Source organism: Shewanella putrefaciens (assembly GCF_016406305.1).
GTDB lineage: Bacteria > Pseudomonadota > Gammaproteobacteria > Enterobacterales > Shewanellaceae > Shewanella > Shewanella putrefaciens_C.
This window is the reverse complement of record NZ_CP066369.1, coordinates 3,454,391-3,480,925: the sequence shown is the minus strand read 5'-3', so window position 1 is coordinate 3,480,925 and position 26,535 is coordinate 3,454,391. Positions and strand designations below refer to the sequence as shown.

Here is a 26,535-nt window from a genome sequence, read left to right as displayed (position 1 = left end):
TAATTTAGCCCGGTCATTGCAACACGATTACATATTGTTAACTTGTCGTGATTCGATGGTACCTACCGTATTTGGCAAACTAATTGAAAAGTTAGGACGCAAAGCTTCCGGTCTAAGGTTGTAAAGGGATTTTTTAGTGAACTAAGATAGCGGAGTTGCCGCAGAACGCGATTTCTGTGAAAGATAAATGACTGCTGTTTAATGCCGTTGTTTGCCCAAATACCACTTTTATATCTAAGCCTAAGCCAATACTGGCAAAGATGGCTGCAAATGGAGTGCATTAAAGTGGCAAATCCTACAGTTTTTTCCCCTGTTTCTAAATTGAGTTTATTGGCCGTTGCAGTGATGGCGGCGAATACGTTTGTGAGTATCTCTGCACAGGCACACGGTTATGTGGTAGCGCCTGAGTCACGTTCCTATGCCTGTAAAACCGGCAAAAATGCCAATTGTGGCGCAGTACAATGGGAGCCGCAAAGCGTAGAGGGGCCATCGGGTTTTCCTGAATCCGGGCCTGCTGATGGCAAACTGGCGAGTGCAGGCAATGGTGCATTTTCACCTTTAGATGAGCAGAGCCCAAGCCGTTGGTCAAAGACGGATATCAAAGCGGGCTGGAATAAGTTCAGTTGGCAGTTCACTGCCAACCATGTCACCCGCAATTGGCGTTACTATTTAACCCGCCCAGATTGGAATCAAAACCAAGCTTTAAGCCGTGCGAGCTTTGATTTAGCACCCTTTTGCGTAGTTGATGGCGGCATGGTGCAGCCGCCTAAGTTAGTGACCCATGACTGTTATGTGCCAGAAGGTCGCAGCGGTTATCAAGTGATTCTAGCCGTGTGGGAAGTGGGCGATACCACCAACAGTTTCTACAATGCTATCGATGTGAACTTAGGCTCGGGTCCTGTTGTGCCGGGTGAATGGCAAGATGTGGGGGATATCAATCCGTCACTCGATCTAAAAGCTGGCGATAAAGTGATGACCCGAGTGTTCGATGCCAATGGTGAGCAAACGGCTAAGCAAACCGTCATAACGATTAGCGATGCGACTCAAGGCGATAAACAGAATTGGCCTTTCCTGTTAGCGAGTGCGATTAATGCACAACACTCAGATCTTAAAGCTGGGCAAAAAAATGCCGCAGCTGAGATAGTGCCTGTCTACGGTAAGAACGATATTTTTACTGCGGAAAACTCAGGCATTGAACGTGTCGAAGTGGGATTCGATCTCGCACCTGCGCCGGGTAATAGTTTAGAAGTCACCTCACTTGCCGACGATTATCAAATCATCGACGGTGCAGCTCAGGTTCGTTTCGACGTGACGAGTAACACTGATATGTTAGTGTCAGCCTATTTGTTTAGTCACAATGGCACTGCGGCAGGTTTTGTCAGCCAAACTGTTAACAATACCAGTGCTAGCTTAGTGTTAGACGTGGTTGACCCTAAAGTTGGGCATTATCACTTGCAGGTTAAAGGTGAGCCAAAACAAGGTGATGTTATTCAGCAGAACTTTGACGTCTTCTTAAAGGATCAAGCACCAGCACCGGAGGCAGACTTTGTATTCCCTGAAGGGCTTAAAGGTTACGTTGCGGGCACCACAGTGTTACAGCCTAAAAATGGCAAAGTGTATCAATGTAAGCCATTCCCCTATAGTGGCTATTGTGTTCAGTGGTCGGCTTCTGCCACTGGATTTGAGCCGGGTGTCGGCGCTGCTTGGACGATGGCATGGACGGAGCTGTAAATTAACATGCTGAGTTAACCGATCCTCAATATGTTGTGATTGGGCTTAATTATATTCGCTGTATTTAAGCCCATATTCTGTTCGCTCACTATGGTGAAAAGACCTAGGTTACTTCGATTCAAGTCTAATACCGTATCCCGTGTATTTTTGGCTAAGGTAGCGACTTTGTTCGCTTGTGTATTTTCGTTTACCACAGCGCTATTAAGTTGTTACCGTACAATGGGCAACTCATCTTTGTTCACAACTGGCTTGCCCACTGGGTTTGGCTCTGTTAATGTCCCAAACTATCTATTTAGCCAGTACGTTAATTTGGGCAATCACAATTGAAAGTCATGCCGTTTTTAAGTCATCGATTTAGTTAGCCTCAATGGCTACTGGGTTGAAATATTCAAAAGCTATTGGGGCCAATTGATCTGCTAGGTGGAGATCCGATTGGATGCTTTTTGAAGCTGCTTTAAGTGAGATGTCGCTTATTTCGATTTAAGACGCAAGACTTTATCGGTTCAGATCTTACTCAAATAAAATAATAATTAATTATTGAACAGGACTATTGTGTGAATTCAAAAATGTTAGGCTCGATTGCCATCGTTGCCGGAACTGCAATTGGCGCCGGGATGTTGGCCTTACCTTTAGCAACAGCCGCTTTGGGGATTATCCCGGCAATTTTACTGCTGGTGGTCATTTGGGGTGTTTCTGCCTATACCTCGCTATTGATGCTCGAAATTAATTTACGCTCAGGGGTGGGTGATAATGTGCACGCCATCACAGGCAAGCTTCTTGGTAAAAAAGGCCAAATAATTCAAGGGGCTTCCTTCTTGAGTTTATTATTTGCCTTGACCGCAGCTTATCTTACCGGCGGCTCTTCATTATTAGTGCTTAAAGCCAAGAACATGTTCGATATCGTGCTCGATAATCAAGTCGCAGTGTTGTTATTTACACTGGTGCTCGGTGGCTTTGCGGCGCTAGGTGTTGCTTGGGTCGATAAAGTTTCACGTTTCCTATTTTCGTTAATGATTCTATTGCTCGTGGTGGTGGTATTATTTTTATTGCCCGAAGTCAGTATTGCTAGCATGGCAACGGGGGCGATTGCCGAGTCTATGACCAGCAGTTGGATGGCAGCGATTCCCGTGGTGTTTACCTCCTTTGGTTTCCATGTTTGTATCGCTACTTTAGTGCGTTACCTCGATGGTGATGCGGTATCCCTGCGTAAGGTGTTGTTGATTGGTTCGACAATTCCTTTGGCATGCTACATTTTTTGGCTATTGGTGACCTTAGGGACAGTTGGTGGGGCTGAGATCAATGGTTTTAACGGTTCTTTACCGTCACTGGTGACCGCATTGCAGGAGATTGCCCATACGCCTTGGATCAGCAAATGTATCTCGTTATTTGCAGACCTAGCACTAGTGACTTCATTTCTTGGGGTGACCTTAAGCCTATATGATTTTGTTGCCGAACTCACTCGCGCGAAAAATACCGTTATTGGTCGTATTCAGACCTGGGTACTCACCTTTGTGCCGCCATTGCTATGCGCCTTGTATCTACCGGAAGGGTTTGTCGCTGTACTTGGATTCGCGGCTGTGCCTTTGGTGGTGATGATTATATTTTTGCCGATTGCAATGGCTCTGCGCCAACGCCAACCACAAGCGGAAGGATATCAAGTCTCTGGCGGTTCTATAGCGTTACTTGCCGCGGGTGTATTAGGCGTCATCATTATTGGTGCCCAGCTTGCGGTAGCTCTGTAACGCATAATTGCATGGCGTTTTTTTAGCGAACGAAGTAGGGTAATCTTCGGGGAATGTATTTGCTTTGTAAGCGAATTTTTCTGAACCTGTTATAGAGTGTGTCCCATGTGATAAAGTCAGGCCCTGTGCCTGACTTTTTGCTTTTTAGGGTTTAAAGCGAGTGGGTACTAGGTTTTAGCACTGTTATTCAAGCTTAACGATTAAAACAAGAACATAGCCCAGCTTGCGCATGGCTCTATTCACATCAAACGGACTTAACACAATGAAAAAATGGTTACTCGCAGTTGCCGTGGCCGCCAGCTTTGGCGCTCAGGCTGACGAAGGTATGTGGCAGCCACATCAGCTGCCGTCTATGGCCGATGAGTTAAAGGCTAAAGGGTTAGAAATTGATGCTAAATCGATTTCAAAACTCACCGAATTCCCCATGAATGCCGTAATAAGCCTCGGCGGCTGTACCGCATCATTCGTATCGCCAAAGGGCCTAGTCGTGACTAACCATCACTGTGCCTATGGGGCGATTCAATACAACTCAACCCCTGAGAAAAACCTGTTACAGGATGGTTTTTTAGCTAAGACCTTTGCAGATGAATTGCCAGCGACACCGGGCTCTCGTGTGTATGTGACCGAAGATGTGACCAATGTGACCGAGCGCGTTAAAGCTGGGCTTGACGGTAAAGTGGGTAGCGATTTCTATCAAGGCATTGAAGCACAAGAAAAAGCCCTAGTGGCGGAATGTGAGAAAGACGAAGGTTACCGCTGCCAAGTGTATAGCTTCCATGGTGGCCTCGAATATTATCTGGTCAAGCAACTGGAAATCCGCGATGTGCGCTTAGTCTATAACCCAGCGGGCAGCGTGGGTAAATACGGCGGCGATATCGATAACTGGATGTGGCCGCGCCACACCGGCGACTTTTCTTTCTATCGCGCCTATGTCTCTAAAGCGGGCAAGCCTGCCGATTTTAGCAGCGATAACGTGCCATATGAGCCAAAGAGCTTCTTAAAAGTATCGGCTAAAGGTGTGAGCGAGGGTGATTTTGTGATGGTTGCAGGCTACCCAGGTCGCACCAACAGATATCGCACCGCCACTGAAGTTCAAAATGAGTTTGAGTGGGCTTATCCCGAAGGCAAAATGCTGCGTGAGCGCTTTATTGAAATCATTAAAGAAACCGCGCCCGAGGGCAGTGATGAGCGTATTAAGTACGAGAGTCAAATTGCGGGTCTGGCAAATTACGCGAAAAACTTCACTTCGATGATCGAGTTTTACGGCAAATCCACTATGTTGGCAGACCGTAAAGCCCTCGAAGCTAAGCTTGCTGAGTGGATCGCCAAAGACAGCAGCCGTGAAGCGAAATACGGCAAAACCTTAGCCGAATTAGATGCTTTGATTGCTAAAGCTAAAGCGCATCAAGAGCGTGACATGATCCTAAGCTACATTGGTAGCACGACTATGTTGCCGACGGCGCGCAGCTTATATCGCCTAGCGAACGAGAAGCAACTGCCAGATATGCAGCGTGAACCGGGCTTCCAAGAGCGAGATATGACACGCCTTAAAGCCAGCATGGAGCGTATCGATCGTCGTTATGCGTCAAGCGTTGATAAAGCGGTGTTGTTCGACATGCTAAAACGCTACGCGGCATTGCCAGCTGATCAGCGCCTGCCCGCATTGGATAAAGCTTTTGGGATCGATAAAAAGTTTAGCGAAGCTAAGCTTTCGAAAACCTTAGATAAAATGTACGCCAACACTGAATTAGGTAACAAAGATGTACGTCTGGCATGGATGGATAAATCCGTCGCCGATTTTAAAGCCTCTAAAGATCCTTTCATTCAATTCGCCGTCGCTATGTATGACACAGATATGGCCGAAGAAAAGAAAGAAAAACAATTAGCGGGTGAACTAATGAAGGTGCGCCCACAGTATATGGATGCCATCATTGCCTACAACCTAGAGCAAGGTAAGCCGGTTTACGCCGATGCGAACTCTAGCCTGCGTGTTACTGTCGGCCATGTGAAAGGCTATTCGCCAAAAGATGGCTTAGTGGCCGTGCCATTCACTCGCCTTGAGGGCATAGTGCAAAAGGACACGGGGGTTGACCCATTCGATGCGCCGAAGAAAGAGTTAGAGCTGATTAAGCAAAAGCAATACGGTGATTTCTACATGAAATCAATAGACTCTGTACCGGTAAACTTTTTATCAACCTTAGATACCACAGGCGGTAACTCAGGTTCTCCGACTTTAAACGGCCGCGCCGAACTCGTCGGTCTGCTGTTCGATGGTGTGTATGAAAGCATTATCGGCGGTTGGGCATTTGATAACGAGATTAACCGTTCTATTCATGTCGATAGCCGCTATATGTTGTGGGTAATGAAGTATTTAGATCATGCCGACAATTTATTAGCCGAGATGGAAATCGTTAAGTAACCCATTGCCGCATCAGCAATGGTGCGGCCTATAATGGCATAGTGAATTTGGATTATCAGCATTCAAGCGCGATTTAGTGCTTTAAGAATGCTGAAATAACAAGACAGCAAAATAGCGATAAACTCACTGGGTTTATCGCTTTTTTGTAGCTGTAATGGACGGCTGACGGCAGTTAAGATAGCTGCCGTGATAGGCGCGCCAGGGCATTAGCTCACCTTTTTAGTATTAGCGTAACCAGTGGATTGAAAATATATACGCAACATATTTTTAGACTGAAATGTGTTGGAAAGTAGTGCCGGAGGACCTGCATCTTTAGTTAGAGTTTTTAGTGGGTTAGCATTGGCAGGTATCCACGCATATAGGTTCGCCATGGCATTGACTCGTCGACACGCAGCAAGTCCATCCTTGGATGCTCGACCGCCCCGTCCATGGGGCGGACGGTCGTCTCGCAAAATCACCATGGCTCACCTTTCTAGCATTGGCGTAGTCAGTAAGTTTTAAAGACAAACGTAGCATGTTTGGGGACAACTCATAGTTAGTTCATGGGTTCTAACACATAAATTTCGGGATGAAAATTTCGATGGATTAACGCCCAAATCAGGGAGCGTGTTAACTAGTCTAGTCCGCAGGACGATGTTGCCTTTGTTTGTTAAATGCTCACACTTTGATAGAACCGTTAGTCCACCCAGTTATGAGCTGACTGATACTATCAGATACTTTATGAAACCTAGTTTCTATTGGATAGAAAACCCATATCCCTTGATTGTGGATGCGTAAACAAAATTCGATACCATCAGTGCCAGCATGACCGATAACTAAGTGGTGGTGATTCTTGTCAATTGAAACTTCAGCTATTGGAACCACCAACTGCAAGAAAGACTGTCTATCGTAATAGCCTTCTTCGTACTTAGATATGAGTTCTAAGCAATCATAGTTTTCCACTAAGTATTTCTTAGCAATCACTCAGAATCCCTCCGACATTTAGCGCCACATTTTATGCCTCTGTACTAATAGATAGAGGAGGTGGCGGAGGTAATATTGGTTGCTGACTTGTAAAATGCACTTCTTTAAGATGCTGACATAAGCCATCAAAGTCAGGAAACATTGTCATATCGTTGATCCCCATAGAATTGAGCTCACGCATAACGATATTTCGTTCACTCGCGGGCATATCGTAACGCCATAAAAACGTTTGATTCTTTTCTGCTCCCTTCTTCATTATAAAGCCTGCAATGTCTACTACGTTAGTTGATGTAGTAACCCCCATTTGTCGCACCATTCTTTGATTACCCGTTGCATAAGGGACAAAGTTGCTAACAAATTCTTCCCCTCCAAGAAAATTACTATCAGCTCCAAATTCTTTGTTCCAACACTCGATATCAAATATAAACACTGTTACTTTATCTGTGGGCTTAGTATTCAAAGAAGCGCCTTTAAATGCAAAATATGCAGCCACGTAACCTGACAATGTCCAGTCAAGCAAGGGTGTGGGAAAACCATGATGTTGTAACTTTCCTAAAAATGAGCCGTATTCAACGCTATTTTGAAAGTTAATTGGGGCTTCAAACGCAGCAACTTGGTAATGAACATCATTTATGATGGTGCTAAAGTAATCTTGAAGTGAGATATTTTTGAACTTTGCATTTCGGTGAAAAGTCGTTTCAAGCTTCCAGTCGCTGTTACTTTGCCCACGATAGTATAGTTTTTTGTTGTTTTTGGTAGCATCAGCTATCCAGTTTTTATAAGTATTCCAGTTTTGTTCCATATAATTTCGTATCTCGTCGAACTAAAGATGGATAACATTTATTAGTGCGTATGCGTGTTTATCACGTTAGACCAGTAATAAAAACTTGCCACTCATTTTTAATCACCAACATAATGCACTTTCGATTTGCCAACAACACGCTCTGGATAAAATGGCTTGAATATGAGGCGACAAAAGTAGGAGGACTACATCAGAGTCAAAAAGTGGTATTAGGGACTAATTTAAAGAGATAGTTCAAGGCTTATCTGAGTTCTGCAAGGATGTGGCATATAAACCTCCTTGTCGGAGGGCTACCACGCTATTTAAAAATGGGTATCTCTATATTTCTCTATTTATTTCTGTCTCTGTATTTCCTTTTCAATAAAAAGTATGACTTTTATGCCGTTTAATACCTAGGTAAAAATTTTTATCGTATCATCCCATCACTATTTCTTTATCTATCTAGTTGGTTCGCGAGAGCTAGATTCCCCACAGAAAAGGATTTTTTATGGGACATAAGACGTTATTGAGTGCTGTATTTTTGACCGCGACTTGCGGTGTCGTCACTTTTGCGGTGAATGCTGAATCGCTGTTTGCTCCCTTCCCAGACTCCAAATCGCCTGAAGAAAAGCACATCCACTTTACGCCCTTTGAGCTCATTACCGCAGTGAATGGTGACAAGTTCACTCTTTTAACTGTGTCGGGGAAATTGACTCGACAAAGCGTTGAGTTACCAGAGGGGTATAGTCCTGAACATGTGATCAATAACTATTTGGCTCAGCTAAAAAAACTGAATGCTGAAGTGTTATTTAGCTGTCAGGCCGCCACCTGTGGTGATGGCCAAGCCATGCAAACTCAGCTAAAGCCACTTAAAAGCGTGAATGCCGACTATCACAGTGCTTACGTGGCGGCAAAAATGGAAGGCGCTGGTGGTGATGTTTACAGCAGTATCTATGCCGTCAACCGTGAGGGCCGGTACACCTATTTGCAGGTCGATACCCTTGAAGCGATTCCCGAGCCGCTAAACTTGATTCAGGCAAACAGCAGCTTTTTGCAACAGGTCCAAAAAGAGATTGAGATTAAAGACAAACGCAGTGAGGATACCCAAGGATCGGCTGATCATCCTTTGTTGGGGCGTATGCCTGGCAGTTACATTGCTCACTATAAGCAAACCAATTTTACGCAGGTGCCTGTGATTGTGGGCATTGCCGGAGCTGACTACCAGACCAAGTTGCTGGATGCCAAACTCACCCAGATAATCTACCGCATGCCTGAAAGCTATTCCCTGTTTGAAATCAACAGCAATTATGCCGCAGCCGCACAAAAGCTGGCAGCAGAGCGGGTGTTCCATTGTAAAGGCATTGCCTGCGGCGACGAAGATAGCCTGATAAAAACCATGGGATTATTTAAAGATGATCAAGATGACGAGGGGCAAGAGTATCAGTTGTTTAAACTCAGCCACCCACAGGGCGAGGTGTATTTTGATATCTACTCACAGGGGTATTCCAATGGCACCCCATCCGACACTACTGTCAGAGTAATGGAACTCTCCGTTCTGAAGGATGATCGTGTTGCGATTGACCTCGATGCCTTGACCGATGCTATTAGCCAAACAGGCAAAGTGACGTTGGAAGGTTTGCTTTTTGATTACGACAGTGAGCGCATGTTGCCCGAGTCCAAGTCTGTACTCGATGTACTCGCGAGCTATCTTAAGCAGAATCCGACACTGAGTTTCTATGTGGTCGGACATACCGATGACAAGGGTGAGCGGAGTTATAATCAAAGCCTGTCGGAGCGTCGCGCTGCAGCTGTGATTAAGCAGTTGAGTGACGGGTTTCAAATTCCGTCAGCACAATTAACTGCCCACGGTAACGGTGAATACAGCCCAATCGCCAGCAACACGAATGACGCTGGACAAAAATTGAATCGCAGAGTGGAGTTAGTGCTTCGTTCCGATAAAAAGTAGCCCATATTAATAAGCTTGAAAGGGGAGCTTCGTTTTATAGAAACGCCTGAGTCATCTCAGGCGTTTCTATCTTCATTGGAGTTCATTGGAAGATATTGTTAGTGAAGGCATTCGTCTCATATTGAAGTTAGATGATTGAGTGTATTCGCCACTTGTATTTCTCTAAATTGTCACTGCGGCTTTAAGCACTGCAATTTCTTGTGGGGTGAGTGGCCGCATCTCTCCTTCGGCTAATGCTTCTAGCGTTAATGTCATTAATGCGACGCGCTGTAAGTCAATCACCTTATAGCCTAAGGCGCTGGCCATGCGCCGAATTTGTCGATTTAAGCCCTGAGTCAGCACGATTTCAAAGGTGTCCGAGCTGAGGCGGCGGACTTGGCAGGGCAGAGTTTGCACATCTTTATAATTTACCCCACTTGCCATTTGTTCAATAAAATCATCAGTAAATGGTCTATCGAGACGCACATGGTAGGTTTTGCTGTGAGCAAAACTGGGGTGCATGAGTTTATGGGTGAGTTCACCATCGTTTGTTAACAGCAGTAGGCCGCGGGAATCTTTATCTAGCCTGCCGATGGGATAGAGCCTCGGTGCTTTGGGAAGTAGGTGTATAAGGCTCGTTTCATCCTGCTCCAGCAGACGGCAATCCGTACCTACGGCTTTATTGAAGATCCAATAGGCGAGGGTTTCGGCTTTAGCAATAGCAGTGCCATCAAGCTCAATACTGTCGAGACAGTTTAATGAGCTGTCCAAACGAATAGGATCTGTGTGCTTGGCAATCTTGCCATTAAGTGTAATACGCCCAGCTTCAATCAAACGGCAGGCTTCACGGCGTGAGCCAATGCCACATTGGGCGAGGTATTTGGCTAAGCGCATAGGTTAAGTTAAGACAAATGATGGGTTTGGGCGCGATGATACAGGATTTTGGATAAGCGGCGCATGGCAAATGCGAGGCTTAAACACCAAATAATGTTGAGGTTGGTTTGCAGCCACATATTGGCTGAAACACTGCAAAAGTGTGTTTGGGGCTCGCAGGGGGGGAAATCTAACAGAGTCCAATCTAACTGTAGGCTTAAGCTAATAGCGCTTATAAAACTAATTAAACTCAAGTAAAACAAAGGTCTTGGACAAATTAGTTTAGGTGCTATGCCCGCAATAATCACTAAAAAATGCAAGCTTAATGTGCTCAATAGGTAACTTGTTGAAACCAGTCTGTGCATGCTTAAAAAGTTAATCGGGAAAATGCCCATCAAAATCACCGAAGTACCCACCCAAGCGCCTGTAAGGGCAATATATTGGCTAAAGGTATCGAGCTTGAGTAAGTAAAGCCCAGCCATTGAGATCAACATGCAAATCCCCGCCGCCAATAAACCTAGGTTAAAAACATAGGCAAGGGGGGAGTTGATATAGTCGCCCAAAAAGTCTGCCCGCATAGACAGGGCTTGAATGCCAATGGTTTGATATTCAGCGTATATGGCAATACTAACCCCCGCAGCACTGAGAAAGGCTGCCCCGACAATCAACCAAGTGATCAGGCGATGTAAATCATAATAACTGGGTTCTTGGTGTCTTGGGTTCATAGTGTTATCGGGTGAATCAAGGTCGAATAATCGGGTGTAACTTGCCTGAATCCCTGAATGATGGCAAGTCTAAGATAGTGGCGTATGCTGAAAAGCGATTAAAAACTAAGGGAGCGAATTGCTCCCATTAGTGATGTGAATAATATTAGTGATGTGAATAATAGCGATAAAACCAAGCGAGGCTTATGGAAATTAGTGACGCTTGCGGAAAATTACAATCGCAATCGCCACGGCCGCGAGGATCATGCAGTACCAAGCATAGGACACTGCGGCAAGCGGTGTGATGCTAAAGGTCGATGCGATAAGCAACGCCTGGGCGCCATAGGGAATTAACCCTTGGATAATACAAGCGAAAATATCGAGTATGCTGGCCGCGCGTTTTGGGCTTACACCGTGCTTTTCGGCTAAATCCTTTGCAATCTCCCCCGTCACTACGATAGAAACCGTGTTGTTGGCAACGCAGCTATTGGTCACAGCCACAATCCCAGCCATTCCTAATTCGGCGGCGCGGCATGAGGCTTCACCTTGGGCTTTTGAGAAGCGAGTGATCAGCTTTTCAATTTGCTTACTCACAAAGGCTAAACCACCTTGCTGCTGCATCAGGGCAGCTAAACCACCCACCAACATAGACAGGATAAAAATCTCCTGCATATTGCTAAAACCTGCGTAGATATCCTTACCAAATTGGATTACGCCGTAATCCATAGTCAACAAGCCTGTTGCGCCCGCTAATAAGATACCTAAGGTTAAGACGACAAATACGTTCAAACCAGCAACCGCTAAAACCAAAATGGTCAGGTAAGGAATGACCTTAATCAGATCGATATTCTGTGGCGCTAGCTCGGCTTGACCTTGGCCAGCAACGACAAAGGCGATAAAGGTGAGCACAGAAGCGGGAATCGCAAATATTAAGTTTTCACGGAATTTATCTTTCATATCACAGCCTTGGGTACGAGTGGCTGCAATGGTGGTATCGGAAATAATCGACAGGTTGTCACCAAAGAGGGCGCCCGACATTACAGCCCCCGCCATCAGGGCGTAATCGATTTGCGCTTGGTCGGCAACACCTAGAGCAATGGGCGCAACGGCGGCGATAGTGCCCATTGAGGTTCCCATGGCCGTGGCGATAAAAGCGGCAATCACGAAGAAGCCGGGTAACAGCAGGTTTGATGGGATCAAGGATAAACCTAAGGCCACGGTGGCATCGACGCCGCCGGTGGCTTTAGCGACCGCAGCGAAGGCGCCCGCTAGTAAGTAAATCAAACACATAGCAATAATATTGCTGTGGCCGATACCGCCAATAAAAGTATCAATCGATTGATTTAATTTCTGTTTTGATAGTATCAGCGCCAGAATAATCGCAGGTAAAATGGCGATAACGCTGGGTAATTGATAGAAGGCAAAGTCGACGCCCTGGCTTTGGAAATACACGCCCGCGCCAATAAATAGGCCTAGAAAAACCAGTAATGGCAACAGGGCAATGAAGGATGCCGGACTGCTCTGTGAAGATGTTTGTGCTGAATGACTCAATGTTGTCTCTCTTTTACTTAGAGTTTTATCCGCGGGATCCTTGGCAGTCAAACTCGCTTAAATTTCATGCTGCTTCGGCATCATATCCTAGCAACGTGTGGCGAAGCATATTTGATCCCCTCTCTTCTGTCAATTTAGACGTCTAGATGTTTTTACTTCCATTTATTTGAATGAGTAATAAAGCACCAATTTAGACCGTCAATTTTTAGCATTATTATTTTAAATCAAACGATTAATGTATATATTCCCAACGCGCCGAAATTGGAGTGGGTTATATGTGGTTGCATTGAAAACAGCCCAAGGTTTCCCTTGGACTGTGATAGGCAGGCTTAAGCGACTTTAAATCGGGCCACTTCTTTTTGTAGATTGCTGCAAATGGTCTTAGTATGGACGACGATTTGCTGGGTTTCTTGGATAACCATATTACAATATCTTGTTTTATCAGACAGTTCAGTCAAGTTACGATTGATTTCTTCGGTTACATGGGTTTGTTCTTCGGTCGCCGTTGCCGTTTGCGTGGACATCTCGCTGACCTTAGAGGTGGAATTAAGAATTTCATCTAATGCATCTTGGGTCTGGCTGGCGAGGGTGACCGTCGAGGTGGTCAGGCTAGCACCGGATTCAATACTCTTTACCGCATCATTTACACCGCGCTGCAACTCTTCAATCATGCGCTGAATATCTTGGGTCGAGGTTTCGGTGCGGCTCGCCAGCGTACGTACTTCATCGGCGACCACGGCAAAACCGCGGCCCTGTTCGCCCGCCCGCGCCGCTTCAATGGCGGCATTAAGGGCGAGCAGATTCGTTTGCTCGGCGATGGCGCGGATCACATCGAGCACAGAGGCAATATTGGCCGAGTTAACTGAAAGTTTTTCAATCACAGTGACGGCATTTTTAACCGATTCAGAGAGTTGCTGAATATGATTAACCGACTGGGTAAGAATTTTTTTTCCTTCCACCGTCTGATCATTCACCTTAGTAATTTCACTCGCCGTGTGCAGGGCATTGCTGGCAACCTCCCTTACGGCCGCGCTCATTTCATTGACTGCGGTGACAATGGTGTCGACGAACTGCTCCTGTTCATGGCTGATGCTGATAGTGGTGGCAGACTTAGTCGCAAGACTTTCAACGGTTTGGCTCACATCTTTGGTTTGGCTAATAATGGCGATAATCATCTGTTGTAGCTGTGCCACAAACAAGTTAAAGGCGTTGGCGAGTTCGCCAATTTCATCCTGACGGGTGATGGGGATGCGCTGGGTTAAGTTGCCATCGCCATCGACAATATCATTGATCCTATGAGTAATATCTTGAATGGCGTCGGCGATGATTTTGGGGCCAAAATAGGCGATCAACAGGGCGACAATCGCCACTAAGCTAGCGATGCTGACCGAGATTTGGGTTTGGGTAGTAGCCTGTTCCGATGCCTGTAGATCCAGCTCCTTGACGCGGTTATCGGCGGCTTCGCCCGCAGCATTGTAGATGTTTCTTAAGGCTTTAAACTCTTTTTTTGATTTACTTTCATGCAGTTGTCTAGCTCGTTCAAAATCATTATTTTTAACCGCGTTAATCACCTCGGATGAGGCTTGATACCAGAGGGAGAATTGGGCTTCAAAGCCGTTGGTGGATTGCAGCACTTGTGGGTGATCCTTGAGGATTTTTTTAAATTCCGCCATACGATCACGGGCTTGTTCGGCATTTTCCTGCCAATCATTTATCTCGCTGTTGCGCTCATCGCTGCTCAATCCTTCCCTGAGTAGCACTGTTTCACTAAGCTGTGCTTGATAAAGATCGCGATCAGCATTGAGTATCGCCGAAATTGCCGGGTTAAAGAGCTGACTAAATTCTTGCATTTGCTTAATCGTCGCGCGACTTTGCATGGCATCGGTTATTGCCATCACAATAAGGGCCATCGCCATAACGATAAGCATCAGCGAAAATTTAACTCGAATACTACTGAACATAGGGGCATCTCCATTAATAACTTACTAAATAGCTTAGTAGTTATTTAGGAATTTGCCCTGAGCTTGCGAAGTTACATTTATGGATTGAAGGGATTCGACCCGCCTCTATTGCATCCTTGAGGCGAGTCGATTTTGCAGTTTATTCGGTACAAGCTAAGGTTGTGATGGCTTTAGGCTTAGGTTTTATCTGCACTAGCATCACACCCATAATCACCATAGAGCCGCCAAGATAATGATAAATCGCTAAGGTTTCATCTAGGATCATCGCCGCCAGTATCGCCGCAAGAATAGGCATGAGATTAAAAAAGACGCTTGTGCGCTCGGCGCCGAGCTTGCCTATGCCGTTGATCCAAGCCCAAGGTGCGATGAGTGACGCGCCAAGGGCTGCATATAGAATGAGTGGCGCGGCTTGACTGCTGATGGCAACACTTGGAGCACTAAAAAGCAACGGGGTTAACATCAACACGGCAATAATGCCTTGAATATAAACCGATTCCCAAGTCGATATCGGTAGCTGCCAGCGCTTTAGCAATACCCCATAAAGCGCGTATACAAAGGCGCTAACCAGTAAGAGTAAATCCCCCTCGGTAACGCCAATGGCTAAATTGGCCATATCCCCATGACTTAGCATAAATACTAACCCCAGCAGCGAGATTAAGGTGCCGCCAAAGACTAAGGGCGTAAGTTTTTGTTTGAGCAGAGGCACAGCCAAAAACAGGCTGACCATAGGCACCAGCGAGTTGATCAATGCCATATTGGTGGCCGTTGTCGTTGCCGCGGCAAAGTAGGCAAGGCTTTGGTTTAACACCATTCCTAAGGCGGCTAAGCTGGCGAGTTTCGGCAGTAGAGGAATGATAGTGCGGCGATTTTTCCATACGGGTTTTAGCATAAAAGGCGTTAACACTAGCATGGCAAAAAACCAGCGGTAAAAGGCAATGGCTTCGGGGGCAATAATCCCAAAGGAAAGCTTGTTTACAATGGCGTTGCCTGCCCAGATCACTACGGCGAGCAAGGGAAATAAATACAGCATAGATAAGTCTTTATTGAGGTGAAGACGGGCTTATGCCGGGCGGCATAAACAGGTGTCAAAGGTTGAGTGCTATTATCTCTGGTCTTTTGTGATATAAATATCGCTTAAAAGACAATGTCAGTTCCTCGGCGGACAATAAATCCTAATGTGTATGCCAAGAATTGTTAGAAAGTACCTTTATTGGAGTACAGATGCGCCCTGTTTACCATCCTCTAGGGGCCGAACAGGCGCCAGTTGCAGATATTTTCTTTAACTATGAAGCCTTTTTGCCTAATACCATCACGCCTAAGCATCAACATACTTGGGGGCAAGTGCAGTTGATCAGTGGCGGCATTATGGAGTTACATGCGGCGGGGCAGCGATTGTTATCGCCGTCTCAATATGCGATTTGGGTACCTGCAGGCATAGAACATGAGAGCTATACCCGCCGCAGTATTCATTATTGTTCGATGAATATCGCCGCGAGTCGCTCGCTTGCCTTTCCCCGTGAGACTTGTTTACTCGCCGTAACCCCAATCGCACAGGCGATAGTGAATGATCTCCGGGCGCGGCAGATGAGCGTCGCTAAGAGCGATGCGGATAAACGTTTGGTTGAGGTGTTAATCGACCAGTTAGTTTTGGGGCAGGCGCAGCCGCAATTTTTACCTTCGAGTAGCGATAAGTTGTTACAGCCGATTTTACAGCAGCTTGAACTCGATCCCGCCAGCCAAAAGAGTCTTAACATTTGGGCGAGTGAACTGCATACCACAGAACGTACCCTTGCTCGGCGCTGCCAAGATAGCCTTGGAATGAGTTTTACTGAATTACGACAGCGACATAAGTTTATTTATTCGCTACAACTTTTACGTGAAGGCTTATCTATCAAGGAAGTTGCGCTGACCTTAGGCTACAACCAGACATCGCCCTATATAGTGATGTTTAAAAAATACGCCCAATATTCCCCAGAACAATACCGACGCCAGCTGGCATAAAAAAGGGCACAGCAATTGCTGCACCCTATTGCTGAATAAAAGAGAGGATTTAAGGGACTTTAATAACAGGAGTTAATCGGAGGCTTTTTGGCGGTTCCGTTTATCCTGACGTTTTTCTTTTAAGGTTTTCATCGGCGTTTTTTTCGCTTTTTCTTTACTCATGGAAAATACTCCCAAGTGAAGTGAGGCTATCGAGTGTAGCGCCGCGGTTCTCACTGATAGCTAAGCTCAAGTTTTCAGTTAATAAGCTTGAGATATTAAATAGGAAGAGCGAGTCCTTTAAATAACCTTCTTATTTTATGCTTAAGCGCTGCCATACCTTAGTCAATTTTTAAGAAGGTTAAATTTAGATTCACTTGCTTCAATGTATTTCGCGGCCAGTTAATAACTTCAAAATTTCTTCCTCCAATATATTGGTTTTTCTGTGCTAAATGCCGCCGCAAATAGCGAGTAAAAAGCATGTTGCCACTGAATTGAACATGCTTATTTTTTAAACTACTTTATTTTTTGGTTGTTTTTTGGCTAAACGGACATCTTTAATCATAAACAGCACTGGTTTACCTAAAATGCTCACCTCTGCCAGTTCACCCTTTGACAGCCCAAGTAAGCTGACACCCAAATCGGAGATAACAGAGAAGCGTCCTGCACTGGGTTTATGCCTTGGCGGATACACTAGCTCAATTTGGTACTCTTGTTGATCCTGCAGATTAACTAAGTGAATTTCCCGTCCCACAGTCACTTTATCACTCGACGCTTCAAGTTTTAGCTGTTCAAGCTTACTAATCACGCCTGCCAAAGCCATTGGGCGCAGTGAGGCGTTAAAACTGTTTTGTAAATAATAGGTTTCAGTTTTTAGAATAAAATTCTGGAAAAGACCGCTAAAAAAAGAATATGCCATTGCCGCCTCTGAAATAACAAAGTTAAAATATAAGCGTAGAAATTTAAAAGAGTAGTAGTTTTACTCTGTGCTTATTTCACAAAAAGTTATAATTCTGCCGAGCGCGAGTGACGCTCGGCTTAGACTGGGAATTTGAGCGAGAGGCGGATTGAGCTTACGACACTAGATGTGCTAGCTAATGCATGGGGAAATAGTGATGAAAATGCAGTGCTAAACATAGTGTTACATCTCCAGTCAAAAGTTGATATTCGATTGATTATTTATTTTTTGTATATCGATTTAGTATATCGGTCTTGCCATTAACTAAATCTTGCCATTAACTAAATAAGTAATTGCTTGGCTGATACCATAGGTCAAGTAAAAATATAAAGCAAGCCTGAAAATATAGAATCCTTTTAATAATTGAATCCTTTGAGTAATAGTTTTGTGGTTTTTATTAACCTTTGATATCGAAGAGTGCAAAAGCTTATTTCGGGAAAAAAGCCCATTTTTGTTCTCGGTCGCAGTTTTTAATTCGGGATTAAAAAGTTTTAGACTTCTAGATGTCTATCTGTTAGCTTGTTGAACATGCACAAATCCTGTGCAATTTTCAATGTCGATTGAATACTGGGCTGCTACGGATAAGGAAGGCAAAATGAAGCTTGAATCACTGGCATTACACCACGGTTATGAGTCAGAGGCGACCACTAAGGCGGCCGCGGTACCTATCTATCAAACGACCTCTTATACCTTCGATGATACCCAGCATGGTGCTGATTTATTTGACTTAAAAGTCGCTGGCAATATTTATACTCGGATAATGAATCCTACCACTAGCGTGCTAGAGCAACGTCTGGCGGCCATTGAAGGCGGCATAGGTGCGCTGGCTGTGGCATCGGGTATGGCGGCGATTACCTATGCAATTCAAGCCCTGACTCAAGTTGGCGATAATATTGTCAGTACCAGTCAGCTCTATGGCGGCACCTATAATCTGTTTGCCCATACGTTGCCGCGCCAAGGCGTTGAAGTGCGCATGGCGGCCTTCGATGATTTTGAAGGCTTAGATGAGTTGATTGATAACAAAACCAAGGCCTTGTTCTGCGAATCTATTGGTAATCCGGCGGGCAATATTGTCGATTTACAACGTTTAGCCGAGATTGCCCATAGGCATGGCGTGCCTTTAATAGTCGATAATACGGTCGCGACTCCAGTGTTATGTCGCCCCTTTGAGCATGGCGCCGATATCGTTATCCACTCTTTAACCAAATACATTGGTGGCCATGGCACAACGATTGGCGGGGTGATTATCGATTCTGGCAAGTTCGATTGGGTCGCTAATAAGGAAAGATTTGCCTTACTCAACCAAGCCGATCCTTCCTACCACGGCGTGGTTTACACAGAAGCCTTTGGCCCAGCTGCATTTATTGGCCGTTGCCGTGTGGTACCGCTGCGTAATACCGGCGCCGCACTGTCACCCCACAGTGCATTTTTACTGCTGCAAGGCCTTGAAACCTTAAGCCTTAGAATGGAGCGCCATTGCTCGAATGCCTTGGCATTAGCCGAATATCTGGTGCTGCATCCGGCGGTGAGTTGGGTAAACTACGGCGCCTTGCCGAGCAGCCCTTATCAGGATAATTGTCACAAGATCACTGGCGGCAAAGCCTCTGGAATCATTAGCTTTGGGATTAAAGCGGCCACGCCTGAAGAAGGTAAGCTTGCCGGTGGACGTTTTATCGATGCGCTGCAGATGATCCTGCGTTTAGTCAATATTGGCGATGCGAAGTCCTTGGCCTGTCACCCTGCGAGCACCACGCACAGACAGCTCGATGCCGATGAATTGGCGAGGGCGGGCGTGTCTGAGGATCTTATTCGTATCTCGGTGGGGATTGAGCATATCGACGACATTATTGCCGATGTGGCCCAGGCTCTCGATAGGGCATTAGTGAGCTAATAGCATTTAGTTCATCATTCATAGTGAAAACCTAAAAAGTCGCCATAGATTATTCGATGGCGGCTTTTTAGTGCGCAAAGGCATGTTAATACTGCGGGGTTACTTTTTCGCCTGCAGGATCACAAATTTACCGTTAGAGGCCACTGTGGTGCAGTTCTTAAATAAGCGCTGCAATTTCACATGGTAGGCCAGATGGCGGTTGCCGACGATATGTAAAATACCTCCGTCTTTTAAGCGGCGGCGAGCATCTAAAAACATCTGCCAGGCGATATGATCGGTAATGGCTTCGCCTTGGTGAAAGGGCGGGTTACACAGTACTAAATCCGGCTGCACATCATCGGGTAGATGCGTCATGCAATCGTCCCAATAGAAGTGGCCCTTATCTGCGGGCAATTGATTGCGTGCCCAGTTTGCCTTGGCCGATGCGACCGCCATTTCAGAATCATCGATAAAGTGGATATCAGCCTCTGGGAATAACTGGGATGCGCGTAACCCTAACACGCCATTGCCACAGCCGAGGTCGACAATGGTTTTAAAATCCCCCTTGGGCAGATTATCGAGCATGATACGTGCGCCAATATCGAGTTTATTGGCGGCGAATACATTACTTAAATTGCTGATCTCAAGTTGATATTCAGGTACGGCCCAAGTTACTTCTTTAGGTAAGGCTCTTGGTTTACCATCGCTTAAACAGGTGATCACTCGGGTGTTTTTCCAGGCTAAACTGGCGCTTGCTGGGCCTAAATGTTTCGCAAAGATATCGAGCAGGGCGCTATTGATTGATTTGGCTTTGGCGGCCACTAATACACGAGTGCCAGCGGGTAACACTTGTGACAGGCGCGTGAGCTGGTGGGCAAAGTAGCTTAAGTTTTTAGGTAACTTCATCAATACTAAGGCTAAGTTGTCTGGCAAAGTATCGCGGCTGGTAAACCATTGCAGATTATCCATAGGCAATTGATTGCGGATATGATTTTGCTCTGTGCCTAAAAAACTGGTTCTGGCATCGGTTTCAACAAAGAGCGGCCAACGTGGATTTCGTTTCGATAGCGCACAGCTTAAGGCGCCGAAACTGTCGTTGATAATGGCGGTTGGCACTGCGGCTTGTTCTGACTCAACAAGGCTCTTGAGTAAGTGTTCGTCGGCGGCATCCCAAGCTTGAAGATTAGATTCCTGCTGAGCTGGATACCGTAAAAGTTCGAGTTCAACACCCGCTACTGAAAATTGTGTTGTCATGTGCCACACTGCGCCAATAAATTTAAGGCGCAGATTATCGCAGATTTCACGATTGAGTGCGACGGCTCGCTGGGAGTATGTCTATGCAGCAAGGGAAGTTTGGATTCGATACTGAGGATGATTGCCCAACATCATTTAAACAAACGGATGCTCGAGGGGCTACCCTGTCGAATATCCCAGCGGCGCAGCCTAACCTTGAGCAGCAAGAGACGCAAGCGAAGCCGCCCATTACCTTAGTGCGCGGTTATCTTAATGCCGAGCAGCAAGCGGCATTATTGCAAGAAGCGCAGACTTATCCCTTGAGCCGCCCCGAAATCCAAGTTTTCGGTCAGTTTCACGCGATTCCTCGCCAACAAGTGTGGTTTGGTGATTTGGGCTGTGACTATCTATATTCAGGCCTTTTTATCCGCGCCTTACCTTGGCCTAAGTATGCCTATAAATTGAGGGAAAAACTCGCCCGGGATTTTGGCTTAGCGAGTAATGGCGTATTAGTGAATCGTTACGCCGATGGTAAAGAGTGTATGGGCGCCCACAGTGATGATGAGCCAGAAATCGCCCATGGCAGTGATATTGCCTCTATCAACCTTGGCGCTACCCGGGATTTTGTGATTAAACATAAACATAGCCAAGTAAAATACCGCATCAGTTTGCACAGTGGTGATTTGCTGATCATGCATTGGCCCATGCAGCGCGATTGGCTGCACAGTGTGCCTAAGCGATTAAAGGTTAAAGACCCCCGTTGGAACTACACTTTTAGGCAACTGGTAGTGAATTATCATGGCTAATAATTACCTTAAGATATGGCGTTGATATTGCGATTAATGTTGCAATAGAGTGAGTCATCATTAACAAAATTGGCCCGGTGAATTTGATCTTTTTAACTTGAAGCAGTACTCTGCGGCCACTGGATTTTCCCATTCTGAGATTCGACTATGTCCAATATGCACACGCAGGTTACAGTGGCCGAGACCATCACACAGAAGTTAACGGATAGCTTCTCGCCAATTCACTTAGAGGTTCTGAACGAAAGCCATCGTCACCATGTTCCGCCTAATTCAGAGACTCACTTTAAAGTGGTATTGGTGAGTGAGGAATTTGATGGGCTGCGCCTATTGGCACGTCATCGTTTAATCAATAACTGTTTAGCCCATGAGTTAGCCACAGGTGTGCATGCGCTTTCTATTCATACTTTTACCCCAAGTGAGTGGGATGCGAATGTGGAAGTTCCCCGTACCCCCAATTGCCGCGGTTAAGCGTTAACGGGTACTTGCGACTAAGCCACTTCCTCGGAAGTGGCTTTTTTGTTTTAGGTCACTTCCTCGGAAGTGGCTTTTTGTATTAAGTCACATGGAGGGCATTCTTTAGTTTCCCTGCTGAATTTTCTGTGTTAACAATATGTTCTATTTTGTGGGTGTTTAGCGCGCATCAAGGTGCTTAATACTTCTCGTAAAGAACGCTGACTCAGGTTTAATAAAGAGGGGTGATTGAAACTAGGGAGTGTATAAGATGTATAGGTTTGGGCCCCTGCTTTTGACTCTGTTGCTTGTGGTGCTTAGCGGTTGCAAGCCGCCGGCAGGCAATGCGGGAAATGCATCAGGAGAGCCGGGCAGCACGCTATCATCTAGTCCCCAAGTTATCGAGTGGCGTCTTGCAACTTCTTGGCCTAAAAATTTCCCCGGTTTAGGCATGGCCCCCGAGCGTTTTGCCCGCCTTGTCGATGATATGTCCAATGGCCGCTTAAAGATCCTGGTCCATGGCGCAGGTGAATTGATGCCCGCCTTTGCCGTATTCGATGGTGTCAGTCAGGGCAAAATTCAAATGGCCCATGCCGCTTCTTATTACTGGAAGGGTAAGACACCCGCGGCGCAATTCTTTTCCTCTATTCCCTTTGGTATGACGGCCCAAGAAATGAATGGCTGGCTGCACTATGGTGGCGGTATGGCGCTTTGGGAAGAAGTGTATCGCCCCTTTGGGGTGATACCGCTGGCGGGCGGTAATACGGGGATGCAAATGGGCGGCTGGTTCAATAAGCCGATAAACACTATTGCCGATTTTAAAGGTTTGAAGATCCGTATGCCGGGCTTAGGCGGCGAAGTGTTAAAACGAGCCGGTGCCGTCCCCGTAAATATGGCGGGCCGTGAACTCTATGGCGCGCTGCAAACGGGGTCGATTGATGCGGCTGAATGGGTGGGACCATTAAACGATCTTGCCTTTGGTTTGCATAAAGTGGCTAAGTACTACTATTACCCCGGCTGGCATGAGCCGGGTTCTAATATGGAGTTTTTAATCAATAAAGCCGCCTTCGAGGCACTTCCTAAGGATTTGCAGGCCATTGTGAAGGTCGCGGCTAGGGCCATAAACCAAGATATGCTCGATGAATATACGACCCGCAATGTGACAGCCCTTAATATCTTAGTCAAAGATGAGGGGGTTGAGTTAAGGGAATTTCCCGCCCAAGTGCTAACAGAACTTGAGCAGATTTCCTTGAGAGTGATTGAAGAACAAGCTAATCAAGACCCTTTAATGCGTAAAGTTTACGATGCCTACCACGTCTATGAACAAGGCGTACGTCAGTATCATAAAATAGCCGAGGATGCCTACAGCCAACAAAGGCAACAATAATCGCCAGAGTTGTTATTAAATGGTCATATTAGCGGCGGATTTATATGAGATGATTTCATCTTACCTTATCTTGTTATCGACCTAATTCATTTGATGATATGCTGGCAATCTATATAGACAGTGACAGTGGCGTTGATGTCGCCCTGAGAATTTGGAGGTCCCTATGCCATTACTTGATAGCTTTACCGTTGACCATACTCGAATGAATGCACCCGCAGTCCGAGTCGCTAAACATATGAGCACGCCAAAGGGCGATGCGATTACGGTATTTGATCTGCGTTTTTGTGCGCCGAATAAAGAGATCCTCAGCGAGCGTGGTATTCACACTCTGGAGCATTTATTTGCAGGCTTTATGCGCGATCACTTAAATGGCAATGACGTTGAAATTATTGATATTTCACCCATGGGTTGTCGCACTGGTTTTTATATGAGTTTGATTGGTGAGCCAACAGAGCGCCAAGTGGCCGATGCATGGTTGGCTTCAATGGAAGATGTACTCAAAGTCGTTGAGCAATCAGAGATCCCTGAGCTGAACGAATACCAGTGTGGCACCTATGAAATGCATTCATTAGAGCAGGCACAGGATATCGCCCGTAATATTATTGCGGCGGGCGTGAGTGTGAATCGCAATGATGATCTGAAATTAAGCGATGAGATCCTCGGCAAACTCTAAGTCTTAACCGCCCTTAATACTGAAAGTGGCAGTTTAGCGTTATAGCTACAGATAGAAGAAAGCGACAATGTCGCTTTTTTTTTGGAATAAATTCAGCTATTTTACAACTTAATAACAAAAACACCGTACGCTAACAAACACTTTTGGGAGCTTGGTATGTCTAGTCACTATTTTGCAGTATCGCTTACCGCGGCTGCGGTTTCGCTCGTTTGCTCAAATGTTCTCTCTGCCAACCCGCTTTACTATCAAACCCTAGAACTCAGCGAACTCCATGATAACTATCACAGCAGTGATGATGTGATGATGCTCAGTCATTTGAATTCATTAACCTTACTGCCCGCCGATCACAGTGGTAATACGGCCAATGTCGGTATGCGTTCGGCTAGCCAAGGTGTGGCGGTGATGCAAGACAGGGTGTATTTCTCTCCTGCGCCCTACAGTGCACCACAGTTACAGCTACTGCCGCATCTTTTGCAGCAACAGAGTGTTACCGTTACCCCCCTCGCGGATATGGCCGTTGGCGGACAAGGTGCGTTTGGGGTGATAAATTACCAGAGTCTAGCCATTGCTGATCACGCGCAGAATGCCAGTCTAATGGTCGAAGGCACGACCGACTCGGATTTTAATGCGGGTATGAACTGGGGGGTTAAACAAAAAGAATATGGTATGGTGCTGGCGGCAAATTATAGCCAAAATCAAGGTGATGGATACTTTCTCAATGATAGTGATGCCGACAGGCGAACCACAGATATTCTCTTCAAAATGAATGCCTCTAGCCTGCTCGGCGCCCGAAGCCCACAGGTGACAGAATTTACCTATCAATTTATCGATGATGATAGTTACCGCTCACAATTGGGATTGACTGAGGCCGACTGGCTCAAGGATCCGCTCATGCTTTATTCTGCGAGTGCAGAGGATGAGCACCAAGGGCGACACCATAAATACCAGCTTTCACATCAAGTGTCCCTAGGAAGCAGTAAAGTGGTTACCGACTTTTACTACCAATCCTATTCACAGCAATTAAATCAATTAAGCCAATTCAACGGTCAGGACATTGATACTCAGAACCTTGCTGCTATTGCCGCATTCGATCGACAGCCCACAGCCGATGGGGCAGAACTCACAGCCCTAATGCAGGACAATGACTACAGCTCTTTTGGCACTCAAACCCAATCGATCACTCAGTACGGTGAGCATCAAGTGATTTATAGTGCCCGTTATCATACCGATAAAGCCGAAATGCGTTTTGCTGAGCAACAGGGACAATGGCTGGCAGACAGAAGCATTGCTGGTGGTGCCGCTACGGATATCTTGGCTTACACCGATGATGCGACCGCTCTCACTTCCGCCATTGATTCATTGTTCAATTGGCAAGGGCTGCAAATCAAGTTAGCACTCACTTATGAGCATGTGGATGTGAGCCGCGAAGTTAACTTAGATTATGCTGGGCTCGAGGCGGTGGAGTTTTCCGATAGTGATTGGATGCCACAATTAGGGGTGTTATACGACGCGGGAGATTGGCGTTTTAGCACTGATATACGCCGAGCCTGGAGCGCGGCAAGTGCGGGCAATAGTGAACAAGAAGCGCAGGTTTCGCTCCATTATCAAGTCAGTGCCCAATACGCCAGTGACGGCATGAGCGCCGACATTAAAGCCTATGTTCAAGAGTTTGATAATCTGCATGTGGGCTGCGATGCCTATTCAATGTGCTCAGATGCGCGCTTGTTAGCCCAAGAAAATGTGCCAGATGTGCTCACTTATGGTGTGGAACTCAGCCTAGGTTATCGCTGGGATCTCGGTGAAGTGCAGTTACCTTTGGGGCTGAATTATCAATATCTGAGTTCTGAATATCAAATCAATACCTGTACCGCTATCCAAGGTTGTGTCTCAGCGGGGGATAAATTGGCCTGGTTACCCGAGCAGCAACTGCAATTCAGTGCCGGGGTTAACTATGCCGAATATGGTGTTAATTTAAATGCCTTTTATCAGTCTGAGCGGGAATTAACGCAATTTGGCTCTGAGCTGCAAACGGTGTCGAGTCAATGGCGGGTCGATTTAGCGGCCAGTTATCAATTTGACCGTCACCATGAATTTTATTTTCGTATCGAAAATCTCTTAGATGAGTCACTGGTCACAACAGCATCAAATAGCGGAATTCGATCAGAAAATGGACGGATCAGCTATTTAGGTTACCAATGGCGTTTCTAAGCTTAGTGTAAATATTGTTTGAATTTTATTCGGTGATAGATAAGAAAAATACTATTGGGGAGTTTTATAGACTCCCACTACTTTTTGCTAAATTAAATCTTTAGAAATTAATGTTATAGTATTTGCCGACCGTAATATTCTCTCTTTCTGATCCGTCACTAGGTTGGAAGGTGAACGCCGTAGCGCATGATTCTTTTAAATCCGTATTTTAGGTTTGAAAACACCTATAATTTTCGTGGCGATGCCAAGTCAATTGGGGTAAAATGCGCGCGACCAGCGTGATTGCGATCGCATTTCTGT

Annotated in this window: 19 protein-coding genes and 1 riboswitch; of the genes, 11 read left to right on the top strand and 8 right to left on the bottom strand. The window is 45.9% G+C overall.

Annotation, left to right across the window (positions count from 1 at the left end):
- Positions 1-63: 63 nt before the first annotated feature.
- Positions 64-163, top strand: a riboswitch (cyclic di-GMP riboswitch).
- Between the two features lie 122 nt (positions 164-285).
- The 3 genes from gbpA (at position 286) to JFT56_RS15195 (ending at position 5,892) form a co-directional block, all read left to right on the top strand.
- A complete protein-coding gene (gene gbpA, locus JFT56_RS15205) occupies positions 286-1,731 on the top strand; it encodes an N-acetylglucosamine-binding protein GbpA (protein ID WP_198780861.1) in 1,446 nt (481 codons plus the stop codon).
- Positions 1,732-2,297: 566 nt separating this feature from the next.
- A complete protein-coding gene (locus JFT56_RS15200; RefSeq protein WP_198783598.1) occupies positions 2,298-3,473 on the top strand; it encodes an aromatic amino acid transport family protein in 1,176 nt (391 codons plus the stop codon).
- A gap of 262 nt (positions 3,474-3,735) precedes the next feature.
- Positions 3,736-5,892, top strand: coding sequence for a S46 family peptidase (locus JFT56_RS15195; protein WP_198780860.1), 2,157 nt, complete (start codon positions 3,736-3,738; stop codon positions 5,890-5,892).
- Between the two features lie 994 nt (positions 5,893-6,886).
- Here the strand turns inward: JFT56_RS15195 and JFT56_RS15190 are convergent.
- Positions 6,887-7,657 (bottom strand): FRG domain-containing protein, encoded by a 771-nt coding sequence (locus JFT56_RS15190; protein WP_198780859.1) that lies wholly within the window; start codon positions 7,655-7,657, stop codon positions 6,887-6,889.
- A gap of 487 nt (positions 7,658-8,144) precedes the next feature.
- Here JFT56_RS15190 and JFT56_RS15185 point away from each other — a divergent pair, with 487 nt between their 5' ends.
- Positions 8,145-9,602, top strand: a complete 1,458-nt coding sequence (locus JFT56_RS15185) for an OmpA family protein (protein ID WP_198780858.1) — start codon at positions 8,145-8,147, stop codon at positions 9,600-9,602.
- Positions 9,603-9,764: 162 nt separating this feature from the next.
- On the opposite strand, the gene JFT56_RS15180 is transcribed toward JFT56_RS15185, so the two are convergent.
- The 5 genes from JFT56_RS15180 to JFT56_RS15160 all read right to left on the bottom strand — a co-directional run bounded on the left by JFT56_RS15180 (position 9,765) and on the right by JFT56_RS15160 (position 15,700).
- Positions 9,765-10,475, bottom strand: a complete 711-nt coding sequence (locus JFT56_RS15180) for a 23S rRNA pseudouridine(2604) synthase RluF (protein ID WP_198780857.1) — start codon at positions 10,473-10,475, stop codon at positions 9,765-9,767.
- A gap of 8 nt (positions 10,476-10,483) precedes the next feature.
- Positions 10,484-11,179 (bottom strand): hypothetical protein, encoded by a 696-nt coding sequence (locus JFT56_RS15175; RefSeq protein ID WP_198780856.1) that lies wholly within the window; start codon positions 11,177-11,179, stop codon positions 10,484-10,486.
- Positions 11,180-11,371: 192 nt separating this feature from the next.
- Positions 11,372-12,709 carry a Na+/H+ antiporter NhaC family protein gene (locus JFT56_RS15170; protein WP_198780855.1) on the bottom strand — a complete coding sequence of 446 codons (1,338 nt, stop codon included), beginning with the start codon at positions 12,707-12,709 and terminating at the stop codon, positions 11,372-11,374.
- Between the two features lie 329 nt (positions 12,710-13,038).
- Positions 13,039-14,670 (bottom strand): methyl-accepting chemotaxis protein, encoded by a 1,632-nt coding sequence (locus tag JFT56_RS15165; protein WP_198780854.1) that lies wholly within the window; start codon positions 14,668-14,670, stop codon positions 13,039-13,041.
- 139 nt (positions 14,671-14,809) lie between these two features.
- The gene (locus JFT56_RS15160) at positions 14,810-15,700 is read right to left on the bottom strand and encodes a DMT family transporter (protein ID WP_198780853.1); all 891 of its coding nucleotides are present in this window, start codon (positions 15,698-15,700) and stop codon (positions 14,810-14,812) included.
- 191 nt (positions 15,701-15,891) lie between these two features.
- Between JFT56_RS15160 and JFT56_RS15155 the strand changes: the two genes are divergently transcribed.
- Positions 15,892-16,671 (top strand): AraC family transcriptional regulator, encoded by a 780-nt coding sequence (locus tag JFT56_RS15155; RefSeq protein ID WP_198780852.1) that lies wholly within the window; start codon positions 15,892-15,894, stop codon positions 16,669-16,671.
- A 490-nt stretch (positions 16,672-17,161) separates the two neighbouring features.
- On the opposite strand, the gene JFT56_RS15150 is transcribed toward JFT56_RS15155, so the two are convergent.
- Positions 17,162-17,569, bottom strand: a complete 408-nt coding sequence (locus JFT56_RS15150) for a GreA/GreB family elongation factor (RefSeq protein WP_198780851.1) — start codon at positions 17,567-17,569, stop codon at positions 17,162-17,164.
- Between the two features lie 634 nt (positions 17,570-18,203).
- On the opposite strand from JFT56_RS15150, the gene JFT56_RS15145 reads away from it, so the two are divergent.
- The gene (locus JFT56_RS15145; protein ID WP_198780850.1) at positions 18,204-19,499 is read left to right on the top strand and encodes an O-acetylhomoserine aminocarboxypropyltransferase/cysteine synthase family protein; all 1,296 of its coding nucleotides are present in this window, start codon (positions 18,204-18,206) and stop codon (positions 19,497-19,499) included.
- A 99-nt stretch (positions 19,500-19,598) separates the two neighbouring features.
- Here the strand turns inward: JFT56_RS15145 and JFT56_RS15140 are convergent, their stop codons facing one another.
- Positions 19,599-20,732, bottom strand: coding sequence for a methyltransferase (locus JFT56_RS15140; protein ID WP_198780849.1), 1,134 nt, complete (start codon positions 20,730-20,732; stop codon positions 19,599-19,601).
- Positions 20,733-20,815: 83 nt separating this feature from the next.
- Between JFT56_RS15140 and JFT56_RS15135 the strand changes: the two genes are divergently transcribed.
- The 5 genes from JFT56_RS15135 to JFT56_RS15115 all read left to right on the top strand — a co-directional run bounded on the left by JFT56_RS15135 (position 20,816) and on the right by JFT56_RS15115 (position 26,235).
- A complete protein-coding gene (locus JFT56_RS15135; protein WP_233095526.1) occupies positions 20,816-21,517 on the top strand; it encodes an alpha-ketoglutarate-dependent dioxygenase AlkB family protein in 702 nt (233 codons plus the stop codon).
- Positions 21,518-21,664: 147 nt separating this feature from the next.
- Positions 21,665-21,985, top strand: coding sequence for a BolA family protein (locus JFT56_RS15130; RefSeq protein ID WP_198780848.1), 321 nt, complete (start codon positions 21,665-21,667; stop codon positions 21,983-21,985).
- Positions 21,986-22,238: 253 nt separating this feature from the next.
- On the top strand, positions 22,239-23,354 hold the full coding sequence (locus JFT56_RS15125) for a TRAP transporter substrate-binding protein (RefSeq protein WP_198780847.1): 1,116 nt from the start codon (positions 22,239-22,241) through the stop codon (positions 23,352-23,354).
- Between the two features lie 163 nt (positions 23,355-23,517).
- Positions 23,518-24,027, top strand: coding sequence for an S-ribosylhomocysteine lyase (gene luxS / locus JFT56_RS15120; RefSeq protein WP_198780846.1), 510 nt, complete (start codon positions 23,518-23,520; stop codon positions 24,025-24,027).
- A 156-nt stretch (positions 24,028-24,183) separates the two neighbouring features.
- Positions 24,184-26,235, top strand: a complete 2,052-nt coding sequence (locus JFT56_RS15115; protein WP_198780845.1) for a TonB-dependent receptor domain-containing protein — start codon at positions 24,184-24,186, stop codon at positions 26,233-26,235.
- The last annotated feature ends 300 nt before the right edge of the window (positions 26,236-26,535 follow it).